This window comes from Pseudomonas peli (assembly GCF_050563605.1).
Lineage (GTDB): Bacteria > Pseudomonadota > Gammaproteobacteria > Pseudomonadales > Pseudomonadaceae > Aquipseudomonas > Aquipseudomonas peli_A.
On sequence record NZ_JBNXUH010000009.1, the window covers coordinates 173,316 to 194,432 of the forward strand.

Consider the following 21,117-nt stretch of genomic DNA (forward strand, 5'->3'; position numbering starts at 1 on the left):
AAATCAGCAACACGCAACTCAAACCAAAAAACCATTTTATGACTGATCATTCAGCAACCAATCAACTGTATGCGGTGACGGATTTTTCCTATTTTGTCCTACCATCTGGCGTGATCAGTCACCCCACCCGGGATTAAGCATTCAGACGCTTCAAACAAATCGGCCAAGGTCAAGCCAAGCAGGCCAATTCAGATTGTGCAAACTTTGCTTACATCTAATCGGGTAACACAAAAAGTGTTACCCGATCGAAACAGGTAACACTTTTATGCGACTCGGAAGGACTTCGTGAAGAGCATCTAACCCCATGCATTGCACACAGGCCTGTTTGATCGGTCTTTAGTATTAACGAATTGATCGAAAAACGATCAGACACATACAGATTTAAGTAGGGGCAGCATGACCGCCCCTACTTTGTTACCGCTGATCAATTAACCAGCCAGACTCTTGCTGACCACTTCATACACGTCGCTAGACAGCTCACCCGAAGCCAGAATTCGTTGTAGCTGCTCCTTCATTTGAGCCTGGCGTGCACTGCCATATTTGGCCCAACGAGTCAGCGGCGCCAGTAAACGCGACGCGATCTGCGGGTTGAGGGCATTCAGGGTAATAACCTTGTCGGCCAGGAAACGATAGCCGCTGCCATCAGCCTGATGGAAACCCAGCAGGTTCTGCCCGGCAAAAGCACCGATCAGAGCGCGTACCTTGTTCGGATTCTTCAGGGTAAACGCCGGGTGCTGCATTAATTGCTCAACGCGCTGCAGCGCGCCGGGCAAGGCGCAAGCGGCCTGCACGCTAAACCACTGATCCATGACCAGCGGGTTGTCCTTGAAGAAGTCGGCGAAGCTGGCCAAGGCAACAGCCTTCTCAGCCTCGAACGGTGAATTGACCAGCACCGCCAACGCGGTCAGGCGCTCGGTCATATTGTCGGCGTTCTCGAATTGCTCAAGACAAACCGCCAACACGTCGGCCTTGCCGCTGAGCATCAGGTAGGACAGCGCGATGTTCTGCAGGCTGCGCCGAGCAAAGTGTTCGGCCTCTGCCACATAGGCGCTGGCACGGGACACCTCGCGATTGCGCTGGTAGCGCTGCCACAGCAGATCGAACAGCGCATCCGACAGTTGCTTACGGGCAAACTCACGGGCGGCGTGGATGGCCTCAACATCAGCCACTTCGCTGATTTCAGTCAGGTAGGCCTCACCAGGTAGCGAGAGCATTTCGGCGACCATGGCCTGATCCAACGACTCGTCCACCAGCAGAGTACGACAGGCCTCAACCAGGCGCTGATCGAGCACCAACGGCTCGCTACGCTGATGCTGACCAATCAACTCCTGCAGCACTTGCACGGACAGTTGCTGCCCCGCCTCCCAGCGGTTGAAACCATCGCTGTCGTGCTGCATCAGGAACATCAGCTGATCACGGCTGTAGGGGAAACTCAGTTTGATCGGCGCAGAAAAGCCACGCAGCAAGGAAGGCAGCGGTTTTTCCGCCAGATTGACAAAGGTGAACGCCTGCTCGGCTTCGGTCACCTGCAGCACACGCGAAAGCCCTACCGACGTGTCTTCACCGACCAGTTGCAGCGGTAGCTCACGGCCCTGGGCATCCAGCAGGGCCAGCTCCACAGGGATGACAAAGGGTTGCTTCTCAGCCTGCCCTGGCGTGGCCGGGCAACTCTGGCGGAATTGCAAGCGATAGCTGTTAGCGGCGGCATCGTAGCTGTCGCTGACTTCCAGGCGCGGCGTGCCGGCTTGGCTGTACCAGCGCTTGAACTGGGTCAGGTCGATACCATTGGCTTCTTCCATCGCGCGGATAAAGTCGTCGCAAGTCACGGCCTGACCGTCGTGGCGAGCGAAGTATAGGTCGCTGCCTTTGCGGAAACCCTCGGCGCCAACCAGGGTGCGGATCATGCGCACCACTTCCGAGCCCTTCTCGTACACCGTCAGGGTGTAGAAGTTGGAGATTTCCATAAAGGCGTCTGGACGCACGGGGTGGGCCATCGGACCGGCATCTTCGGCGAACTGGTGAGTACGCAGATAAGCCACGTCCTCAATACGTTTGACCGTGCGCGAGTGCATATCGGCGCTGAACTCAGCATCGCGGAAGACGGTAAAGCCTTCTTTCAATGACAACTGGAACCAATCGCGACAGGTCACGCGGTTGCCCGACCAGTTGTGGAAGTACTCGTGGGCCACCACTGCTTCAACGCGCTGGTGCGCAGCGTCGGTGGCGGTTTCGGCCTTGGCCAGTACGCAGCTGGAGTTGAAGATATTCAGGCCCTTGTTTTCCATGGCGCCCATATTGAAATCGTTGACCGCGACGATCATAAAGATGTCCAGGTCGTACTCACGGCCGTAGACCTCCTCGTCCCACTTCATGGATTTTTTCAGGCTGTCCATGGCGTGCTGGCACTTGTCGATGTTTTCCGGCTCGACATAAATGCGCAGCGCCACTTCGCGCTTGCTCATGGTGGTAAAGCTGTCTTCCACACACCAGAGGTCACCGGCGACCAGGGCGAACAGGTAGGCCGGCTTCATAAACGGGTCTTCCCAGGTCGCCCAATGCCGACCGCCTTCCTCACTGCCGCTGGCAATCGGGTTGCCGTTGGACAGCAGCACCGGGTAACTGTGCTGCTCTGCGCTCAGGGTGGTGGTGAACTTGCTCATCACGTCCGGGCGGTCGAGGTAATAGGTGATCTTGCGAAACCCTTCGGCCTCGCACTGGGTGCAAAACATGCCACTGGACTTGTACAGCCCTTCCAGCGCGGTGTTGCTCTCCGGATGGATGCGCACGCTGCTGTCGATAACAAAGCTGGCCGCCGTTGGCTGCAGGGTCAGATGGCTGTCGCTCAGCTGGTAATCGCCGGCACTCAGTTCGCGGTCGTCAAGCGCCACGCTGAGCAGTTCCAGCTGCTGACCGTCCAGCACCAGCGGCGGCAGACCGCTGCCGGCAGCCGGGTTGCGGCGCATTACCAGTTGCGCGTGCACCAGGGTGTGGTCGTCGAACAACTCGAAGGTCAGGTGCGTTTCATCGATCAGATAATCCGGGGCCTGGTAGTCCTTGAGGTAGATCATCTTCGGCTGTTCGGTGCGCATGGCTTGTGGCCCTTTGTCTGCGGCGCGCGGGCGCCGGGTTCGCGAATAGAAAACTCAGGCGGCCAGTTCGTGAACGGCCAGCTGGTAAGCGGTGTACTTGCGGATATTGATCACGCCGGTATCGAACATCAGGTACTGGCCCTTGATGCCCAGCAACGTGCCCTCGGCCAGCGGATTCTTGTCCAAATTAAAACTAGTGATCTTCGCCGGATAAGCCTCAATCGGGTAGGCAATCTGCACCACGGCTTGATCGCTGAGCGGCTGGATGGCCTGGATGCCAAAGCGCTGCTGCAACTCAGTGAGCCCGCTGCCACAACTGGCAAACAGCTGTTCGCGCACGGCGAGCAGATCAACCGGCGCGGCATCGCCCTTGAGCAGCGCGCGCCAGTTGGTTTTATCCGCCACCTGGCTACGCAGCAGGTCTTCGACAAAGCCGGACTGCTGACGGGTCGCCACCCGCAGAATCGGCAGAGCCTGGGTCGCGCCCTGGTCGATCCAACGGGTAGGAATCTGCGTGGCGCGGGTGATGCCGACTTTGACGCCACTGGAGTTGGCCAGGTAGACCACATGATCAGTCATGCAGAACTGCTCGCCCCAACTCGGCTCGCGGCAGGTGCCGGCCTCATAGTGGCAGCGCTCCGGACTCATGATGCAGATATCGCACTGCGCCAGCTTCTGCATGCAGGGGTAACAATAACCCTGGCTGAAACTGCTCTTGGTTTTGCGTCCGCAATGCGTGCAGTGGATTGCGCCAAGGAACTCCAGACGCAGGCTCTTGCCGATCAACGGATTAACCGGCAGCAACTCATCGCCCAGGCGAAAGCTGTACTGCACCGGCGCATCCAGCTGCGCCGTCATTTTGCTCAGGGCACCACGGGCCAACTCGCTCATCAGTGCAGGGTATCCGAGGACTTGAACAACAGGTTGGGCACCGGCTCGGACTTGGAGCTGCACTCCTGCGGTCCCATATAACCGATGCGCTCGTCTTCCGGCAGGTTGTGGATTTCCCAGGCAATCAGGGCTTGCAGGGTCAGCTCCTTCTGCTCTTGGGTCAGCTTGCGGCCATCCGGCCATTTGCCGATTTCCACCGCCAGCTTGAGGCTCTGGTAGATCTCAGGGGTGATGTTTTCAATCGCTTCGAGAAAGGACGACATGGCGCCTCCAAATGCAAAGTGGCAGTTTACCAGCCTGTAGAACAACTAACTGTGTCGCCGACGCGCCAGCTCACCGCCGACCAGCCCGGTCAGACAACCGGCCAGCAGGCCGCCGACATGCGCCGCGTTGGCAATAGCGCCGAATTGCAGCAGCTCGAAGATGCCGGTCATGCAGATCAGTAACCAAGCCAGCATCATCACCAATACGCCTGGCGGCAGCCGATAGGCGGGAGTAGGCGCCAGACGCTGGAAGATCCAGCAATGCCCGAGCAAGCCGTACAGCACCCCAGACAAGCCGCCAAACAGCGATGGGCCGGCATGCAAGTACTGGGCGAAATTGGCCGCCAGGCTAAATAGCAGGGACAGCCCCAAGAACATCACGGCACCCTGACGCGCCTCAATCCGCCGGCCCAGCTCCCAATACCACAGGGTATTCATCGCAAGATGGAGGATGCCGAAGTGAATCAGCATCGGTGTCAGCAGCCGCCACCACTGGCCGCTGGCCAGTGTGTCGTTGAGGTAGCTGAAGTAGATGTAATCGCCCTGCACGCGGTAATCGACAAAGCTCAGCCAGCTTACCGTCGCCAGGTTATCGCCCAACAAAGTGATGGCTGCGGCAATAAAAGTCAGCAATAGAACAACAGCCGTCATGCGACTGGCTTTCAGCTGTTGAACAAAGCCCGGAGCGGCCTCCGCAGATTCCTGCGACCGCTCAAGCAGCACCTCGGCATCGCCCTGCGGGTAGCGGCCATAGAGTTCGCGCACCTGTTCGGCCAGCTGTTCTTCTGGCACCCAGAGCACCTGCTCGCCCGCCTCTTCCGCAACGCGGTGCGGCACCTGCAGACGCTGCAACAAACTGATAAAGCCGCTTAGGTCGACATGCTCGGGCAAACGCATCGCCGCTACTGCACTCATGGTCGTGCCTCCGGGCTTTCGACGTCGACCCAGACAAACTTGCTGGCATCCAGACGCGATTCCTGGTCGAGGCGATAAGCCACCAGCTTGCCGTTGAGCACGGCGCTGTAATCCAGGCAGGCCAGGTTGCTGCGAATTGGCGCGGGTTTGCCGCTGCGCCAGTAGTGGCCGACAAACAGCAGCGGCTGATCGCCTCGGTACTTGAGCAGTTCAGTCTTCTGCATCTCGCTGAGCGGCATCTGCGCCGCCAGTTCCGGCAGGGCATCGGGCTGGAAGACAATATCGCCGTAGGTTTGCGGGTCTTCTTCCCAGAACTTGGTGCGAAAGTGCGCGCGGGTAAAACCGTCATCGCTGGTCAGGGTCATACCATGCGGCAGGCGCATGTCGGTGCCGCGCAGCAGACGATCAAACGCGGTATTGGCAAAACTGCCATGCACGGCGGCGGCCTGGAGAAAATGCTCATCGATGCAGCCATCGGCAAACTGCGCGCGCAACGGCTCGATCAGGCTGTCGTCCCAGCAGGCATGCACCACGCGGAAACGCCCGGCATCGATAAACAACGGCAGCTCGTAGAACCAGTCGAGAAACTCTTGCCACTCCAGCGGGTAGGCGTCGAATTGCTCCAGGGTTTCCTTGATCAGCCGCGCATGCCGTGGCGTGTGCTCACGAACGAACTGCCGACCGCTGCCCGGGGCTGCCGGCGTGCTCCAGGCCAGGGCATTGAATTCATGGTTGCCCATGATGCACAGCGCCTGGCCGGCCACGACCATATCGCGCACCAGGTGCAGCGCCTCACGGATGCGCGGGCCACGGTCGACCAGATCACCAAGGAAGATCGCCATACGCTGCGGATGGCGCCACACACCTGCCTGCAGGCGATAACCCAGGGTGCTCAGCAGATGCTCCAGGGTTTTCGCGCAGCCATGGATATCGCCGATCAGGTCGTAACCACGAGCGGGATCGAGGTGCATTAATCACCCCCGCCGAGCCGGCTACCCCAACCCAGCTTGTTGCGGCAGACCTCGTAATAGTTGTGGTCCAGCGGGTGAATCAGGCGCAGCTTCTGCGGCCGCTTAGCCACGGTAACCGTGTCACCGGGGGCGCAGGTGAAGTGATTTTGTCCGTCACAGGACACCTGCGGATAGAGCTGCAGATCCTTGGACACGACGATTTTCAGCTCGCTGTTGCCATCCACCACAATCGGCCGGCTGGAGAGCGTGTGCGGGTACATCGGCACAATCACGATGGCGTCCAGCTTGGGGTGCATGATCGGCCCGCCGGCGGACAGCGCATAGGCCGTGGAGCCGGTCGGTGTGGCGACGATCAGACCGTCGGCCTTCTGACTGCAGACGAACTGGCCATCGATAAACAGCTCGAACTCGATCATGCGTGTGGATTTACCCGGATGCAGCACCACATCGTTGAGCGCATCGCCCTGGCCGATGGCCTCGCCGTTGCGCCGTACTTCGGCCTCTAGCAGAAAGCGGTTTTCCGTCAGGTAGTGCCCTTCGAGCACCTGCGCCACCTTCACTTCCAGCTCATCGGGGCGAATATCGGTAAGAAAACCCAGGCTACCGCGGTTGACGCCCAGCACCGGTACCTTATGCCGCGCCAACGCACGCGCTGCGCCAAGCATGCTGCCATCACCGCCGACCACGATCACCAGGTCGCACACTTCGCCGAGAATTTTCCGCGAAGAGGTCTGCAGGCCATGACCCGGCAGCACTTCGGCGATGGTGTCTTCGAGGATCACATGCAGGTGACGAGCGAGCAGAAATTTCTTCAGCCGGCGAATGGTGTCGAGAACCTGGGTGCTGCCCAGTCGACCGATGATGCCGATATTACGAAACTGCTCCATGGTGCTCCCGCCAGGCTCTGGATCTAGTGGGTCGGATTATGGGCGAAAGCCCATGGCAGCGGCAAACCGCTGACCGGCTATGATGGCGGTCAAACGCTTGGAGAAGAGCTCGCGAGGCTGTTTTCAACCCCGCAGAACCGACGCGCAGCAGATCGTAAACAGCCTCTAAGCGCTATGCTCGCAACATGACGCCCTTCCCTTCACTCATCGACCTACCCTCGCAGTTACGCCAGCCCGCTGTGCGCGACCTGGCCTGGGCGCTGCTTTCTCCGCCGCTACTGGCGCAGACACCCTGGCCACAACGTCACCCACTCAAGGCCAGCAGTTGGAGCCAGCAACCCGATGCGCTGGCGGACTGGTTGCTAAGCCTGGATGCCGACAGCCATACCCTGCAACATTGGCTGAGCCAGAGCTCGGTGCGCCGCCTGGGGCTGTATTACGAACGCCTCTGGCAGTTTGCCCTGCATGCCGCACCCGGTATCGAGGTGCTGGCAGCCAACCTGCCTATTCGCCAGCAGGGTCATACCCTGGGCGAGCTGGATATGCTGCTGCGCGATGCCGAGGGTGTGCATCACCTGGAGCTGGCGATCAAGCTGTACCTCGGCCAGCCGCATTGCAGTGGCGTTGACCCGGCGCATTGGCTCGGCCCCGGCAGCCACGACCGCCTGGATATAAAACTGGCACATCTCGGCCAGCACCAGCTACCGCTGTCCGCACGCACGGAAGCCCAACAGAGGCTGGCCGAGCTGGATATTCAGCAACCTCAGGCGGCGCTGTGGCTGGGCGGTTATCTGTTCTACCCCTGGCAGCAGCCCGCCTATGTCGCACCGCGAAATGGCAACTCTGCGCACCTGCGTGGGCGCTGGCTGCATCGAGGAGACTGGCCAAGCTTTGCTATGCATAACCCAGGTCACTGGCAGCCGTTAGCACGGCACGCCTGGCTGGCGTCAGCGCGTATCGAGAAAGAGCATCTGTGGTCGCCCGAGCAATTCAATCAGTGGTTCGCCGCGCTACCGGGCGATGCCAACGCGCAGTTGCTCGTACGCCTGACTGAAGGCCCACAGGATGACTGGCTGGAAGCCGAGCGGGTGTTTCTGGTGAATGATCACTGGCCGGCGCAACCGGCCAGCTAGCTCACAGGCTGCGTTCGGTGCGCCCGCCCGAGCGCGCCAGATAGCCCGAGCCACTTTCACACAACAGCGCATCACGCTGGATCGCCGGCAAGGCATCCACACCATCACGCAGGGCGTAGGCGCTGTAGCCAAGCTGCGAGAGGAGAAACACCGCACTACTGCTGCGTTTGCCGCTGTCGCAGTAGCACAGGTAAGTACGCGTCTTATCCAGAAGACGCGCTTTCAGACGCAGCAGCTGCAGCGGCATATTCAGTGACTGCAACGCGTGGGCCCGCTCGTATTCTTCCTGCAGGCGCACATCCAGCCACTGCGCCCCCGCGGCGAGCAACCGCGACGCCTCACCCAGCGATACCTCATCGACCACCGGGGCCTTCAGCAGGGCGAAGAAGTCCTGGCGATCCAAACGCAGCACTACGCCGTCTTCCAGCATGGTCACTGTGGCGTTGCGCGGGCTGTCGGCCAGCAAGGCCTCCTCACCAAAGCAGGCGCCAATTTCCAGCTCGGCCAACACCTGCTGCGCACTGTCTGCCCCGCGGATCACCTCGGCCCGACCATTTTTCAGGAAGTAGCAGCTGTCACCCAGATCACCTTCCTGCAACACGGTACTGCCAGCAGCCAATTCGATACGCTGCAAACGCTCCAGCATGGCGCGCACGTTGGACGGCGGCACCTTGGCAAACAGCGGGTTTTCCAGCAGACGTTCCAGCCACTCGACCTCGGCATGGTTCTGCCCCAGCTCCAGCAGCAGATCCTGATAGGCCAGGCGCCAAGTCAGCAGACGATTAAGGGTCGCGGTGTCCAGCGCCAGCACGCTGGCATCGGTCAGCGCCCGTGCTTCATGCAAGCGCGGCAGGCTCGGTGACAGCGGGTGACAACTGGCCTCGCTGCCGGCCTGCAAGCGTTGCTCCTGACCATCAACCGATTGCAGCAGCAACTCGCCCGCCAGCAGGTAGTAGGTCAACCGCGCCTGATCCCCCGGACGAAACAACAACTGCCCCGCCAGCAAAGGCTGCGGCACCAGCTGTGTACGCAGCTCGCGCCACTGCTGCTCGGACAGCACATTAAGTGGCGTCAGGCTGCGTAACTGTTCGGGGTTAAGAGGTTCGCTCATGGAATATCCAGGCTCCGCTGGTGAAATTCAGTGTAGCCGGGTTAATCGGCCGAGCATGCTTTAAGCGCCGCAGCACGGCCCTGCAAGCCACCCGTATGCACAAACACCAGGCGGCTGCCGCGAGCAAAGTAACCGGCCTCGACCTGCTGGCGCAACGCCATTAATGCCTTGGCGGTATACAGCGGCTCCAGCGGCACGCCACTTTCGGCTTCCGCCGCATGCATAAAATTGAGCAATTCGGCATCCACCTTGGCAAACCCGCCACGACTGGCCTCCTGCAACTGATAACGTCCCACAGGCATGCCAGCAGCCTGAACAATCGCCTGCACCTGCTGCTCGACGCCATGATCGGCCGGCACCGCCAGCGCCGCATACACCGGATGCGCGGCAGCCTCACCAAGCAGCAGACCTGCCAGCGTGGTGCCCGTCCCTGCCGCCAGCCACCAGGCGTCGTAATCCGCCCAGCTCAGACTTGGCAGCTGCTCACGAACCTGCTGCACCAGACTCATGCACCCCAGCGCGCCCGGCAGGCCACCACCACCCTCGGGCAGCGGATAAAAGCCCGGATAGTGTGCCTGCCAGGGCAACCAGAAGTCGGCTGCATGTCGAGCTCGGTAGCCCGCATAACCCAGCCAGTGCAGCTGCATACCAAAGGCCTGCAGATCATCCACAGTCGGGGTCTGCTGCGGATGGCCACGCAAAAGCCCGACCGCCTGGAAATTGAAACGTTTACCGGCAGCGGCCAGGGCATGCAGATGATTGGAATGCGCGCCGCCCAGGCTGATCACGCCAGTGGCACCACAGGCTTCTGCGGCGCGTAGATGCTCGGAGAGTTTGAACCATTTATTGCCGCTGATCAGTGGATCAAGCAGGTCCAGACGCAGCACCGCCAGCTCGATTCCGGCAGCTAGCGCCCACTCCAATCGCAAGGGTTGCAAGGGCGCGCGCGGCGCCCAGTCAGGCAGGACAACCGGCAAGGTTAACTGACAGTACGCAGACGACTACTGGCCTTATGCCGCGCACAGCAATTGGATTCACCCAGGGCAAAGCGGCTCGGCGTGTCGATACGGTCGATCGGGATGGCGCAGCGCTCGCCACTTGGTAGCGAGGCCTCACAGCTTGGCTGCTGATAATGCGCCAGCCAGTGACGGTACTGCTCTTCGCTGACAAAACACTTGGCCGCGGCATAAGCCAGCGGGTTGTCCTGGTACGAAGCGATGTCCTGCAGCGGGATGGTCAGGTGACCAGCACCTGGGTGATAGACCACGAAGACCACACCGAGCTTGGCCAGGCGCTCGAGAATCTGATCACCGCCCTGGCTGGCCAGATCGGCGTAAGCGCGCTTGAGGCGATTGATCTCCTGCAGCGCCTGGGTGTCCTGCTCGCTGCGATAAGCCAGCTCAACGTCGCGAATAGCAATCTGCTCTTTGTATTCAGCCACTGCCGAGGCGATTTTGGCCTGCATCTCACCTTCGAACTGCGCACGCAGGCTATCGCTCTCGCTGCGACCGTCACGCTCCAGCGCACGCAGCTGTTCGGTCATATCCTCGCGGGAAGTCTGGAAACTCGCGGCCTGAGCTGCCAATTGCGTCTTCAGCGCAGCGTTATGCTCTTCCTGCTGACGCAACGCCTGATGGAGGCCGTGGATTTGCGCCTGCAGATTCTTGCTCTGTTCATCGCTGGCCAGCTTGAATTTGGCCAGTTCTTCTTCGTGCTGCTGGGTCAGGCTGCTGATGCGCAAACGCTGCTGCTTGATCAACTGCGCGGCTTTCAGGCGCTGTTCCTGGTCAAGCTTTTCAGTGGCCTTGGCGGCTTCTTCCTGAGCGGGATCGGCTGCGTACCACTTGTCCTCAGAGGCCATCTGCAGACGTTCGGGCGCAACCGCCTGAGCGTTCTCATCTTCGGCCAGCAAACCCAGGCTGTTGCGCTTGACCACATCGCGCAGCAGCGCCAGGTCGTTATTGCCGGGAGTCAAGCTAGGGTCCCAGAGGTGCATCTGATGCCAGGACACAGGGCACTGGCTGCGGCAAGCCAGACGAATCGGCCCGGCACCCAGATCAGGCCCACGCCCGGCACGCTCGGCCAAGGCTTGCAAAGGGATATTCCAGCCGGAATCCGGCGCGCCCTTCTCGTCGAAATCCAGGTAGAAAAACACCAGCGCCTTGATCAACAGGCGCGGATTGATCAGCACGTACGCCACACGCATCTGCTCGTCGGCGAACTCCGGCATATTCACTACGCCATCGAGCAAGGCTTCGAATTCGGGGAAAAACATTTGCTTGCAGATGCCGCCGCGCTCACTGAAGAACAGTACGGCCTCGACCATCTGCGGCTTGTTCTGCATGCTCATCGGTTTTCCTCTAGGCCGAAACGGACGCTCCGCTCAGCGCGTGACACATCCGGCCTATGCTGCGCAAAAACTGGCACACATAGCAAGACTGCCAACATTCTGACGGGTTAAGCAAGGCCTATGCTGCAGGCGCTATACCCTTGTTCAGGCAAGTCTAGGGGAAAAACCAAGCCCAGCAATGTGACTGGGTTGGCAGTCGCCCTGCCAGCCAGCCGCTAAAAACCGGCTTACAGGGCGAAACTGTGATGGATTTGGTGCAACGACTCAGCCTTTCGCCGCAGCCAGGAATGGAGCCAGGCGCCGCCCCATTTCCTCGCCCAAGGCCTGCAGGCCACTCATGGGGCGAACCATCACTTCAAAATCGACGATCTTGCCGGCTTCATCGAAGCGAATCATGTCGATGCCCTTGAGCTCGCGCTCGCCCACCTTGGCACTGAACTCCAGCACCACATTGAGACCATCGGCGCTGGCCAGCTCGCGGTGGTAGGCAAAGTCGACGAACACCTTACTCACGGTATTGAGAATCAGCGACACCATGGGCGCCCCGACATAGGGTTTGTGCGCCATGGGTGAACGGAACACCGCCTGCGGGTGTAGCAATTCCGGCAGGCTGCGCAAATCGTTGTTCTGCATCAGGCCATGCCACTGAGCGAGCGTGGCGGCCGCTGCCGGTTGTAATTGAGGATTATCGGACATGAGCTTCTCCTTATTGTTGTGAGCCACATGCAAAACGCCCCGCACTAGGCGGGGCGCTTGCTATCAGAGTTCGGCGGCGAGGCGCGAGCCCTGGTTGATCGCGCGCTTGGCGTCCAGCTCGCTGGCCACATCGGCACCGCCTATCAGGTGCACGTTCTGCCCGGCATTTTCCAGCCCCTCCTGCAGCTCGCGCAGCGGGTCCTGACCGGCGCAGACGATTACTGTATCCACTGGCAATACCTGCGGTTCGCCACCGGCGATGCTGATATGCAGGCCGGCGTCGTCGACCTTGAGGTACTCGACCGAGTTGAGCATCTGCACATTCTTGTTCTTCAGGCCGGTACGGTGAATCCAGCCAGTGGTCTTGCCCAAGCCGTCGCCGACTTTGGATTTCTTGCGCTGCAGCAGGAACACTTCACGCGCTGCCGGGTGCGGATGGGCCTGAATACCCGCCACGCCGCCACGGGCTTCCAGCGCGCCGTCGATGCCCCACTCCTTCCAGAACTCCTCGCGGTTGAGGCTGGTGGCCTCGCCCTGATGGGTGATGAATTCGGACACATCGAAGCCGATACCGCCGGCGCCAATCACCGCAACCTTCTGGCCGACCGGCTTGCGCTGCAGGATGGCGTCCAGATAGCTGATCACCTTGGCGTGCTCGATACCCGGGATGGCCGGAGTGCGCGGCGCGATACCGGTGGCCAGGATGATTTCATCGAAGCCGCCCTTGGCCAGCTCGTCGGCCGAAACACGGGTGTTCAGGCGCAGATCAACGCCAGTGGTTTCCAGCTTGCGCTTGAAGTAGCGCAGGGTCTCAAAGAACTCTTCCTTGCCCGGCACGCGCTTGGCCACGTTGAACTGGCCGCCGATTTCGCTAGCCGAATCGAACAGGGTCACGCTATGGCCACGCTCGGCGGCCACGGTGGCAGCGGACAGGCCAGCAGGACCGGCCCCGACTACGGCAATCTTCTTAACCGCAGTGGTCGGGATGTAGTTCAGTTCGGTCTCGTGGCAAGCGCGCGGGTTGACCAGGCAGCTGGTCAGCTTGCCACCAAAGGTGTGATCCAGGCAGGCCTGGTTACAGCCGATGCAGGTGTTGATTTCATCGCTACGGCCTTCTGCGGCCTTGTTGACGAAATCCGGGTCAGCGAGGAATGGACGGGCCATCGACACCATATCGGCGTCGCCTTCGGCCAGCACTTGCTCGGCCACTTCCGGGGTGTTGATGCGGTTGGTGGTGATCAGCGGAATGCTGACCTCGCCCTTGAGCTTGGCGGTGACCTTGGTGAACGCCGCACGCGGCACCTTGGTTGCGATGGTCGGGATACGCGCTTCGTGCCAGCCGATACCGGTGTTGATGATGGTAGCGCCGGCCTTCTCGATGGCCTTGGCCAACAGAACGATCTCATCCCAAGTGCTGCCGCCTTCGACCAGATCGAGCATCGACAGGCGGTAGATGATGATGAAATTCGGCCCCACAGCCTCCCTGACGCGGCGGACGATTTCCACCGGCAGGCGCATGCGGTTCTCGTAGCTACCGCCCCAGCGATCAGTACGATGATTGGTGTGGGCAGCGAGGAACTGGTTAATGAAATAACCTTCCGAGCCCATGATTTCCACACCGTCGTACTCAGCCTGTTGAGCCAGCACAGAGCAGTTGATGAAATCCTGGATCTGCTTCTCGATGCCTTCCTCGTCCAGTTCTTTCGGCTTGAACGGGTTGATCGGCGCCTGGATCGCGCTTGGTGCTACCGATTTCGGGCTGTAAGCGTAGCGGCCGGCATGCAGGATCTGCATGCAGATCTTGCCGTCCGCCGCGTGCACCGCACGGGTAACGATCTTGTGCTTTTCCGCCTCTTCCGGGGTGGTCAGCTTGGCCGCGCCGGAATACACGCCACCCTCATCGTTCGGGCCGATACCACCCGTCACCATCAAGCCAACGCCACCACGGGCACGCTCAGCAAAATAGGCCGCCATGCGCTCAAAACCATTGGGCTTTTCTTCCAACCCGGTGTGCATCGAGCCCATCAAGGTGCGGTTCTTCAGGATGGTGAAGCCCAGATCGAGCGGGGCCAGCAGGTGGGGGTACTGAGCAGTCATGGAAATCTCCACATCGGGTGTTGGCTTTCACGGATGCCGCAACCTCTTAGCGGGTCGCGGTCGAATATGGTCTAGACGATAATCAGCCGCGCCGAACAGCTCAATGACCTAAAGTGACAACCTAATGATCAAAAAGAGCACCTTGCCTTGGCAAAGCCCAAGTACCCACCTACCCTGGCGCCCTATCTAAATGCCCAGCACTGAATGGGCGCAGACGGAATAACGCTGCAATGCTGAAAAACACACGGGTCAAACTCGGCGATCTGTCGGTGGGTTTTGTCGATAGCCTGGCGGACGCCATGCGCCGCTGCGCCCAGGACCCACAACCGCTGCTCGACAGTTACGGCCTGGATGCCGCGCGCCTGGCCGAGCCGCGCGCACGACTGTCGATTCCGCGCTATATGCGCCTAGGCCATAGCGCCATCCAGCAATGTAGCGAACCTGGTTTGGGCCTGCTGATGGGGCAAACCAGCCGCCTGAGCCAACTTGGCCTGGCCGGTGTGACGGCTATGCAGGCACCGACCGTGCGTGAAGCGGCGCGCGCGCTGACTCGCTTCGAGCCGCTGTATGCCAGCAACTACCGCGGCCAATCCAGCCTGCACGAAGACAATCGGGGGGCCTGGCTACGCTTCTATTCGATCAGCCCGTACAACGCCTACAACCGCTTCGTGGTCGACTCGGTACTGGCAAGCTGGACGCAACAACTGAGCAAGCTGGCGCAACAGGCCCTGCCCGTGGAGAAAGTGCAGATAGAATTTCCCGCGCCCGTCTATGCAGCGCAGTACAGCGAACTGTTTAACTGTCCGGTGGAGTTTGCCAGCGAGTATAACCAGCTGCGCCTGAGCCAGCAGAGCCTGAACCTGCGCAACCCTGAGCACTGTCCGAGCACCTGGCGGCACTTGCTGGAAATCTGTGAGCGGGAACTGACGCAGTTGACCCGCACCCGCAACCTGCGCGAGCGCATTACTCAGCTGCTCGGCCCATTGCTGCACGGCCGCGAACCGGACCTCGCCGAAGTAGCCGCACGCCTGCAGCTACCGACCTGGACCCTGCGGCGCAAGCTGGCCGAGGAAGGCACGCAGTTTCGCAGCATCCTTAACGACACCCGCCGCGACCTGGCCATGGCCTATATTCGCGACACCGAGCTGGCTTTTGGCGAAATCGCCTACCTGCTCGGCTTTGCCTCCGCCGAAGCCTTCCAGCGCGCGTTTAAACGCTGGAACCAGCAAACCCCAGGCGAATATCGCCGCGAACAGCGCCGGGCGCTCTAGCAGCTCTAAAAGGATCAGAGCTCGGTGGCGTCTTCGTCACGCTCCGGCACATCCTGCTCGGTGGCGCGAGCTTCCAGCAGCTCTTCTTGATACTCATCCATTGCCTATTCCTCCCACTCGATATGTCAGCAAACACTCATTGCATAAACAAAGAGCATGCCAATCAAGCTAGAGCAGGCAGATGAACGCAAGATGACAGTTTGTCGCGTAACGCGTCTTCGGAGTGAAGACCTAGACGGCAGGCAATAAAAAACCCGCTGATATTGCTATCAGCGGGCTTTCTAATATGGCGCAGCGGACGGGACTCGAACCCGCGACCCCCGGCGTGACAGGCCGGTATTCTAACCGACTGAACTACCGCTGCATGTCGGTGGACTTTCGTCCGTACAACTCTTGCTTCGTCTGATAAAGCCGCCTGTTAGGGCTTTTCCATCTCAACCTGAGCGAGCTCAAGCAGGAAAATATGGCGCAGCGGACGGGACTCGAACCCGCGACCCCCGGCGTGACAGGCCGGTATTCTAACCGACTGAACTACCGCTGCGCGTCGGTGGACTTTCGTCCGGTTTCACAAGAGTGGTGGGTGATGACGGGATCGAACCGCCGACCCTCTGCTTGTAAGGCAGATGCTCTCCCAGCTGAGCTAATCACCCGCTGCTTGCGAGGCGCGAAATTTACGCAAGGGCCGCACCTAAGTCAACACCCTGCTTCAAGTTTTTCTAAAAAAGTGCAAAAAACGCTGCCCTTGCAAGGTGCTATCACAGGGCACGCCGCACCATTATTGCGCCACCCGTAGGCTTAGCCTAGCAGCCACCTTATTGTCTTCGGCACGATCCAGTCCGGCTTCAGCGATTTGCACGCCCTGCTCCTGCAGCACCGTGAACCAACGCAGCAACTGGGCAAAAGGCGCCGGTTGCAGATTGAGCTGCACGGCGCCATCGCCGGAGTTGTCCAGACGCTCGATAGTCAGGCCCTGGGTCGCAGCCGTGGCCGTGACCATGCCTTGCAGCCGCTCCGGATCAATCGCCTGCTGCGGGGTGCTGGCCACATTGCGCGCCGCCGGCGCCTGGCTATGCAGATAGGCATTCAACTCGCGCTGTGTTTCAAACGCACTGCGTGCTGCGGCCAGGCGCTCCTGCGTCGGTTGCCAGAGCGTCAGATAAAGCAGCACCAGCAGCAAAAACGCCCCAAGACTGCCAAGCGAGAATTGCTCACGCGGCGCCAGAGCACGCCAGCGTTGCAGCAACAGCGAATTATCCAACTGCGCGGTAAAGCCTTTGCCTTGCGAAACCATACTCATCCTCCGATCACCACGCGCGCGCTGACGCCTGCACCCTCACGGCTGGCCGAGCCCAGTTGCACCGCCAAGCCACTTTCCTGCAAGCGCTCACGCAGACGCTCCAGTTCGGCAAAGCCGGCAGCCTGTACCTGCATAGCCAGATCGCCACGTACTTCACTGAAATCCACCTGACTGATCTGCACCTGGCCGCCCTCAGCAGCCAACGCGCCGCTGACTTGGGCGAGCAAGCCGAGCAGACGGGTTTGCCCGCTGCCCGCGCCGGCCTGCAGATGCTGATCAAACTGCGCACGCAGATTGACCAGCTTGCTGTCCTGCGGGAACAGCTCCTTGTACAACGCGGCGCTGGCAGCGGCATATTCATCGGCCTGACGCTGCAGGTGCCAGCCCTGCGCCAGATTGAAGCCCCACTGCAGCACCAGCCACATGCCGACCAGCCCCAGCAATGGCCGCCAGCGCTGCCACTGGCCGCTACTGCTTTGCACGGCGAACTCGCCCTGGGCCAGGTTATTGCGCAGCGGCTGCTGGGCCAGCCAAACATAGGGATCGGCCACCTCCATGCTTTCATCCACCGGTTGCGGCGCCGGGTGCTGCGGATCACACCAGGCAACCTGCGGCTGCACACACAAAGGGCTCAGCTGCGGCCAGTCCTGCGCCTGCAGCGCCATCCGCGTAACATTCTCGCCACCCAGCAACCAGCGGCCGTGCAGCGGCAAGAGCGCTGTACCCGATCCAGGCAGCAGATCGGCATCCACGGCAATCGCCTGCGGCGCTGTGGGGCACAACGCCAGCCAGCCGGACAGCCAGCTGCGGCGCACGGCAAACACGCGATGACGGCCATCGGCCAATTGCTCGCCCAACGCCAGGTGCATCAGCTCGACCTCTTCAGCAAGCAGCTCTTCCACTGCAAACGGCAGCGCCTGACGCAGCCAGCGGGCTTTGCGCGTCGGCAGATTGACCGCGCAGGAGGTTACCGCCTCAACCGGCAGGACCAGGGTCCAACTGCCGCCAAGCTGCGTCTGCGCCTCACCGAATTCCAGGGTTTCGCTTACCCCGTCGGCCACCCACTGCACGGGTAGATCCGCCTGCGCGCCGGTACAGGCGGCGGGTGGCAGAAATACATAGGTCTGACTCATGGTTCGACTTCCTCAACGGGCACCGGCGGCATACCGCCCTGCCCCAAATCACGGGCTAGAACATACAGCTGACCATCGCTGGCGCGCTGCAAAGTGCTGCGTAAAACCTGACGACGCTCACCAACAGTGACTTCGCTGAGCACCTGAAAATACTGACTGCCTACCGCCAGGCCCTGGCTCTGCACCTGCAAGCCGCTGAGCTGCGCGGTAAAGCTCGGTAAATCACGATAGCCCTCACTGCCCCGCGCGGCGACCAGGCCCTGGGCGGTGCTCAGCGGCAATCCTTCAGCCACGCTGGCCAGCACCCGCGCGCTGGCGGTATTGACGTTAAGCGTGGCATCCGCCGGCAAGGCGCTGACATAGGGCGACAGGCGCTGGTAGTCCGCCTCGGTCATTTCCAGCAACAGGCGCAGCTCGGAGACATCCTTCAACTCTCGGTTGCCCGCGCGATAAGGCGGCTGCGCCAGCAGGTATTGATTGTCTTCCGCGCCGTAACCGCCGCTGGGCTGATCGTCAGCGTCCAACCAATCGAGCAGCCGCTCGGCGTAAGGCGCTTCAATCTGCAGCCCCAGCAACAGACGGCGCAACTGCGCAACGGCGGCCTCGTTGGGCTGGCCCTGACGCAGCAAGCTGTTGAGGTTGAAACGCGCGGTCAGATCGGTGATCTGCACACGCAAGGCTCCACCCTCATCCAGGGCAAAGGGCGCCCGGGCTTTGGCCCAGGCCTCGCCCGGATGATCCACCGGCGCACCCGGGTCACCCTCCCGCAGATCGCGCTGCAGAATAGCCTTGGCCAGGGTCTCGCCGCCCAGGGCGTAATGCCAGGCCTGGCGCACATGCAGCTGATTGGCGCTGCTACGGATCGACAGCTGCTGGCGGGCGATAATCCCGGCGCTGACCACTGTGACCACCGCCACCACCAGCAAGACGGTGATCAGCGCCATGCCACGCTGCCGACTCATGAGCGCGGCTCCTCGGGAATATCGCCACCGGGCTCGGCGGGGTCGTCAGGGCTCGGCTCGGGCGCCTGCTGCAGACGCTCCGGCAAGCCTTCTGGCAGGCGTAGCACACGGCGTAATTCGCCATAACGGCGATGCTCCAGCACCAGCTCAACGGCCTGCGGCAACAGCTTGAGCGCATCATCCGGGTTATTGCCCAGCGGCGGCCAACTGGTCTGCCAGGTGCCCTCCTGATCCAGATAACGCAACTGCATACGGGTCACCCCATCCAGCGCTTGCTGCACCTGCGGCTGACTGTCTTGCGCCTGATCTAGCACCGTCCAGTAGTGGCGCTGCCACTGCTCGCCACTGAGTTGCCAGCGCACCCGCTGCAAGCCGGAGCGCGACTGCCCCAAAGGATTGCGCCAACCGCTGCGAGTCAGTTCCAGAGCTGGATTATCGAGGTCTTCACCCAGCAAAGCGGCGCGTGGATCACCAAAGGGATCGCGCGTGGGCCGGGCCTGCACCTGCAGCACATCTCGTTCGAATGCAGCCATGGCGCGCACCAGCTCACGCAATTGCATTTCATGGGCACGGGTGACCTTGTCGGTTTGCAGCACGCTGTCGAGCATGCGGTAGGTGCCCAGCCCCAGCAGCGCAAAGATGGCGATAGCGATCAGCAATTCGAGCAGGGTAAAGCCGCGCGCCGCCCTCATTGCATCACCCCGAGAAAACCATTCAGGCTGACCACCGCGCGCTCACGTACATCACCGCCCGAACGCCCCTGCTCTGCGGGCGCGACCCACAGGGTGACGCGGCGCATATCCGCCTCGCTGGTGGCCAGCACCTCGCTTTGCCACTGCCAGCGCCGCCCGGCGAAATCCACCTCGCCCTGGTCGCGGCCATCAGCAACCGGAGTCTTCGACAACTGCAACCCAGCCAGCTGGTTATCGGCGATCCACATGGCCAGGGTCTTTTCTTCCAACCGCGAGGCGGTTTGCAGGCTGCGCGCGGTTGCGGTCAGCACGCTGGCGGCGACCAGCGCGAAAATTGCCAAAGCAACCAGCACCTCAAGCAGAGTAAAACCGCCCGCGCGCCTCATCGTTTGCGCCCTGCCGGCTGCTCGCTCTCGACCTTGGGCAGCTGAAAACCATCGCTAACCAATTGCAGGCGCAGCCCATCGGCGCGGCGCTCGGCCAAACGCAAACGAAACGGGCTGATTTCCCCGCTCGACAGCAACAACAACTGTGGCGTCAATGCGCCTTTACTGGGTTCTTCACCTTCTGGCAGCGGCAACTCCAGAGCAGCGCCTTCCAGCTCGACACTCAGTTCGGCCCAGCCCGGCAGCTTATGGGGCTTGGCCGACAAGGCCTGCCAACTCTGCGTCGCCGAGTCATAACGCAGCACTTGGTATGCTTCACGACTGAGCAGCAGGCCGTACTCCTGGTTATCCAGCACCGCTTCCTCGGCCAGTACACCAATCAACCCGGCCAGCCGTTCGGCTTCGTTATGCAACTCGCGCCCCGGACCGGCGATGCCCACGCTGAGCACCGCAATACCGATCAGGCTGCCAAGAATCACCAGCACCACAAGCAGTTCGATCAGGGTAAAGCCCCCAGCCTGGCTCGGTTGCTGGCGCATGGGGATCAGAGGTCCCAGTTACCGATATCGGTATCCTGATCGCTGCCGCCCTCCTTGCCGTCGGCGCCCAGCGAATACAGGTCGAAAGTACCCTTGGTGCCCGGCGCCAGGTATTGATAGACGTTGCCCCACGGATCGACCGGCAGGCGCTTGAGGTAACCGTCGCGGTTCCAGTTCTTCGGCTGCGGGTTGCCGGAGGGCTTTTTCACCAGCGCTTCCAGGCCCTGCTGGGTACTCGGATAGGCATGGTTATCCAACTTGTACATATCCAGAGCGGCCGCCACGGCCTTGATATCGCCCTTGGCCACGGTGACCTTGGCCTGATCGGGCCGACTCATTACCTGCGGTACGACCAGGGCAGCCAAAATCCCCAGAATGACCACCACCACCATGATTTCGATCAGCGTAAAACCTGATTGACGCTTGTTCACTGC

At 61.1% G+C, this 21,117-nt stretch carries 20 protein-coding genes and 3 tRNA genes; 2 read left to right on the forward strand and 21 right to left on the reverse strand.

Going from position 1 to position 21,117, the window contains the following annotated elements:
* Nucleotides 1-428: 428 nt before the first annotated feature.
* From pepN to ACQ4LH_RS13265, 6 genes are read right to left on the reverse strand one after another with little or no spacing between them, the layout of a single operon-like run.
* Entirely contained in the window at nt 429-3,089 is a 2,661-nt protein-coding gene (gene pepN, locus ACQ4LH_RS13240) for an aminopeptidase N (RefSeq protein WP_430697578.1), read from the reverse strand.
* A 54-nt stretch (nt 3,090-3,143) separates the two neighbouring features.
* Complete coding sequence (locus ACQ4LH_RS13245; protein ID WP_430697579.1) at nt 3,144-3,980, reverse strand: DUF2797 domain-containing protein; 837 nt, start codon at nt 3,978-3,980, stop codon at nt 3,144-3,146.
* A complete protein-coding gene (locus ACQ4LH_RS13250; protein ID WP_430697580.1) occupies nt 3,980-4,243 on the reverse strand; it encodes a YeaC family protein in 264 nt (87 codons plus the stop codon). The genes ACQ4LH_RS13245 and ACQ4LH_RS13250 overlap by 1 nt, the downstream gene beginning before the upstream one ends.
* Before the next feature lie 45 nt (nt 4,244-4,288).
* A complete protein-coding gene (locus ACQ4LH_RS13255; RefSeq protein WP_430697581.1) occupies nt 4,289-5,158 on the reverse strand; it encodes a rhomboid family intramembrane serine protease in 870 nt (289 codons plus the stop codon).
* Nucleotides 5,155-6,129, reverse strand: coding sequence for a metallophosphoesterase (locus ACQ4LH_RS13260; RefSeq protein ID WP_430697582.1), 975 nt, complete (start codon nt 6,127-6,129; stop codon nt 5,155-5,157). The genes ACQ4LH_RS13255 and ACQ4LH_RS13260 overlap by 4 nt, the downstream gene beginning before the upstream one ends.
* Nucleotides 6,129-7,016, reverse strand: a complete 888-nt coding sequence (locus ACQ4LH_RS13265) for an NAD(+) kinase (protein WP_430697583.1) — start codon at nt 7,014-7,016, stop codon at nt 6,129-6,131. Before ACQ4LH_RS13265 ends, ACQ4LH_RS13260 begins: the two co-directional genes overlap by 1 nt.
* Before the next feature lie 185 nt (nt 7,017-7,201).
* Here ACQ4LH_RS13265 and ACQ4LH_RS13270 point away from each other — a divergent pair, with 185 nt between their 5' ends.
* The gene (locus ACQ4LH_RS13270) at nt 7,202-8,149 is read left to right on the forward strand and encodes a DUF1853 family protein (protein WP_430697584.1); all 948 of its coding nucleotides are present in this window, start codon (nt 7,202-7,204) and stop codon (nt 8,147-8,149) included.
* Between the two features lies 1 nt (nt 8,150).
* Here ACQ4LH_RS13270 and ACQ4LH_RS13275 read toward each other — a convergent pair whose 3' ends face one another.
* From ACQ4LH_RS13275 to ACQ4LH_RS13295, 5 genes are all read right to left on the reverse strand, one after another.
* Nucleotides 8,151-9,260 carry a cyclic nucleotide-binding domain-containing protein gene (locus ACQ4LH_RS13275; RefSeq protein ID WP_430697585.1) on the reverse strand — a complete coding sequence of 370 codons (1,110 nt, stop codon included), beginning with the start codon at nt 9,258-9,260 and terminating at the stop codon, nt 8,151-8,153.
* Between the two features lie 41 nt (nt 9,261-9,301).
* A complete protein-coding gene (locus tag ACQ4LH_RS13280) occupies nt 9,302-10,237 on the reverse strand; it encodes a 1-aminocyclopropane-1-carboxylate deaminase/D-cysteine desulfhydrase (protein WP_430697586.1) in 936 nt (311 codons plus the stop codon).
* 2 nt (nt 10,238-10,239) lie between these two features.
* Nucleotides 10,240-11,610, reverse strand: coding sequence for a chromosome partitioning protein ParA (locus ACQ4LH_RS13285; protein ID WP_430697587.1), 1,371 nt, complete (start codon nt 11,608-11,610; stop codon nt 10,240-10,242).
* 264 nt (nt 11,611-11,874) lie between these two features.
* Complete coding sequence (locus ACQ4LH_RS13290) at nt 11,875-12,306, reverse strand: nuclear transport factor 2 family protein (RefSeq protein WP_430697588.1); 432 nt, start codon at nt 12,304-12,306, stop codon at nt 11,875-11,877.
* 63 nt (nt 12,307-12,369) lie between these two features.
* Entirely contained in the window at nt 12,370-14,403 is a 2,034-nt protein-coding gene (locus ACQ4LH_RS13295) for an FAD-dependent oxidoreductase (RefSeq protein WP_430697589.1), read from the reverse strand.
* A gap of 230 nt (nt 14,404-14,633) precedes the next feature.
* On the opposite strand from ACQ4LH_RS13295, the gene ACQ4LH_RS13300 reads away from it, so the two are divergent.
* Nucleotides 14,634-15,674, forward strand: a complete 1,041-nt coding sequence (locus ACQ4LH_RS13300; RefSeq protein WP_430697590.1) for an AraC family transcriptional regulator — start codon at nt 14,634-14,636, stop codon at nt 15,672-15,674.
* Between the two features lie 287 nt (nt 15,675-15,961).
* Here ACQ4LH_RS13300 and ACQ4LH_RS13305 read toward each other — a convergent pair.
* The 10 genes from ACQ4LH_RS13305 to gspG form a co-directional block, all read right to left on the reverse strand.
* Nucleotides 15,962-16,038 (reverse strand) — tRNA-Asp (locus ACQ4LH_RS13305).
* Between the two features lie 100 nt (nt 16,039-16,138).
* Nucleotides 16,139-16,215, reverse strand: a tRNA-Asp gene (locus ACQ4LH_RS13310).
* A gap of 33 nt (nt 16,216-16,248) precedes the next feature.
* A tRNA-Val gene (locus ACQ4LH_RS13315) sits at nt 16,249-16,324 on the reverse strand.
* Between the two features lie 125 nt (nt 16,325-16,449).
* Complete coding sequence (locus ACQ4LH_RS13320) at nt 16,450-16,971, reverse strand: type II secretion system protein M (protein ID WP_090252293.1); 522 nt, start codon at nt 16,969-16,971, stop codon at nt 16,450-16,452.
* Nucleotides 16,968-18,104 (reverse strand): type II secretion system protein GspL, encoded by a 1,137-nt coding sequence (gene gspL / locus ACQ4LH_RS13325; protein ID WP_430697591.1) that lies wholly within the window; start codon nt 18,102-18,104, stop codon nt 16,968-16,970. The genes ACQ4LH_RS13320 and gspL overlap by 4 nt, the downstream gene beginning before the upstream one ends.
* Nucleotides 18,101-19,066: a type II secretion system minor pseudopilin GspK gene (gene gspK / locus ACQ4LH_RS13330; protein ID WP_430697592.1), complete on the reverse strand. Its 966-nt coding sequence runs from the start codon at nt 19,064-19,066 to the stop codon at nt 18,101-18,103. Before gspK ends, gspL begins: the two co-directional genes overlap by 4 nt.
* Entirely contained in the window at nt 19,063-19,758 is a 696-nt protein-coding gene (gene gspJ, locus ACQ4LH_RS13335) for a type II secretion system minor pseudopilin GspJ (protein WP_430697593.1), read from the reverse strand. The genes gspK and gspJ overlap by 4 nt, the downstream gene beginning before the upstream one ends.
* Nucleotides 19,755-20,144 carry a type II secretion system minor pseudopilin GspI gene (gene gspI / locus ACQ4LH_RS13340; RefSeq protein ID WP_430697594.1) on the reverse strand — a complete coding sequence of 130 codons (390 nt, stop codon included), beginning with the start codon at nt 20,142-20,144 and terminating at the stop codon, nt 19,755-19,757. The genes gspJ and gspI overlap by 4 nt, the downstream gene beginning before the upstream one ends.
* Nucleotides 20,141-20,683 (reverse strand): type II secretion system minor pseudopilin GspH, encoded by a 543-nt coding sequence (gspH, locus tag ACQ4LH_RS13345; RefSeq protein WP_430697595.1) that lies wholly within the window; start codon nt 20,681-20,683, stop codon nt 20,141-20,143. The genes gspI and gspH overlap by 4 nt, the downstream gene beginning before the upstream one ends.
* Before the next feature lie 5 nt (nt 20,684-20,688).
* Nucleotides 20,689-21,114, reverse strand: coding sequence for a type II secretion system major pseudopilin GspG (gene gspG, locus ACQ4LH_RS13350; RefSeq protein WP_430697596.1), 426 nt, complete (start codon nt 21,112-21,114; stop codon nt 20,689-20,691).
* Nucleotides 21,115-21,117 lie beyond the last annotated feature (3 nt).

What these genes read in the sequence shown, in the direction of transcription:
- pepN (WP_430697578.1), bottom strand. Translation starts at nt 3,089, where the DNA reads ATGCGCACCGAACAGCCGAAGATGATCTACCTCAAGGACTACCAGGCC.
- ACQ4LH_RS13245 (WP_430697579.1), bottom strand. Translation starts at nt 3,980, where the DNA reads ATGAGCGAGTTGGCCCGTGGTGCCCTGAGCAAAATGACGGCGCAGCTG.
- ACQ4LH_RS13250 (WP_430697580.1), bottom strand. Translation starts at nt 4,243, where the DNA reads ATGTCGTCCTTTCTCGAAGCGATTGAAAACATCACCCCTGAGATCTAC.
- ACQ4LH_RS13255 (WP_430697581.1), bottom strand. Translation starts at nt 5,158, where the DNA reads ATGAGTGCAGTAGCGGCGATGCGTTTGCCCGAGCATGTCGACCTAAGC.
- ACQ4LH_RS13260 (WP_430697582.1), bottom strand. Translation starts at nt 6,129, where the DNA reads ATGCACCTCGATCCCGCTCGTGGTTACGACCTGATCGGCGATATCCAT.
- ACQ4LH_RS13265 (WP_430697583.1), bottom strand. Translation starts at nt 7,016, where the DNA reads ATGGAGCAGTTTCGTAATATCGGCATCATCGGTCGACTGGGCAGCACC.
- ACQ4LH_RS13270 (WP_430697584.1), top strand. Translation starts at nt 7,202, where the DNA reads ATGACGCCCTTCCCTTCACTCATCGACCTACCCTCGCAGTTACGCCAG.
- ACQ4LH_RS13275 (WP_430697585.1), bottom strand. Translation starts at nt 9,260, where the DNA reads ATGAGCGAACCTCTTAACCCCGAACAGTTACGCAGCCTGACGCCACTT.
- ACQ4LH_RS13285 (WP_430697587.1), bottom strand. Translation starts at nt 11,610, where the DNA reads ATGAGCATGCAGAACAAGCCGCAGATGGTCGAGGCCGTACTGTTCTTC.
- ACQ4LH_RS13290 (WP_430697588.1), bottom strand. Translation starts at nt 12,306, where the DNA reads ATGTCCGATAATCCTCAATTACAACCGGCAGCGGCCGCCACGCTCGCT.
- ACQ4LH_RS13295 (WP_430697589.1), bottom strand. Translation starts at nt 14,403, where the DNA reads ATGACTGCTCAGTACCCCCACCTGCTGGCCCCGCTCGATCTGGGCTTC.
- ACQ4LH_RS13300 (WP_430697590.1), top strand. Translation starts at nt 14,634, where the DNA reads ATGCTGAAAAACACACGGGTCAAACTCGGCGATCTGTCGGTGGGTTTT.
- ACQ4LH_RS13320 (WP_090252293.1), bottom strand. Translation starts at nt 16,971, where the DNA reads ATGAGTATGGTTTCGCAAGGCAAAGGCTTTACCGCGCAGTTGGATAAT.
- gspL (WP_430697591.1), bottom strand. Translation starts at nt 18,104, where the DNA reads ATGAGTCAGACCTATGTATTTCTGCCACCCGCCGCCTGTACCGGCGCG.
- gspK (WP_430697592.1), bottom strand. Translation starts at nt 19,066, where the DNA reads ATGAGTCGGCAGCGTGGCATGGCGCTGATCACCGTCTTGCTGGTGGTG.
- gspJ (WP_430697593.1), bottom strand. Translation starts at nt 19,758, where the DNA reads ATGAGGGCGGCGCGCGGCTTTACCCTGCTCGAATTGCTGATCGCTATC.
- gspI (WP_430697594.1), bottom strand. Translation starts at nt 20,144, where the DNA reads ATGAGGCGCGCGGGCGGTTTTACTCTGCTTGAGGTGCTGGTTGCTTTG.
- gspH (WP_430697595.1), bottom strand. Translation starts at nt 20,683, where the DNA reads ATGCGCCAGCAACCGAGCCAGGCTGGGGGCTTTACCCTGATCGAACTG.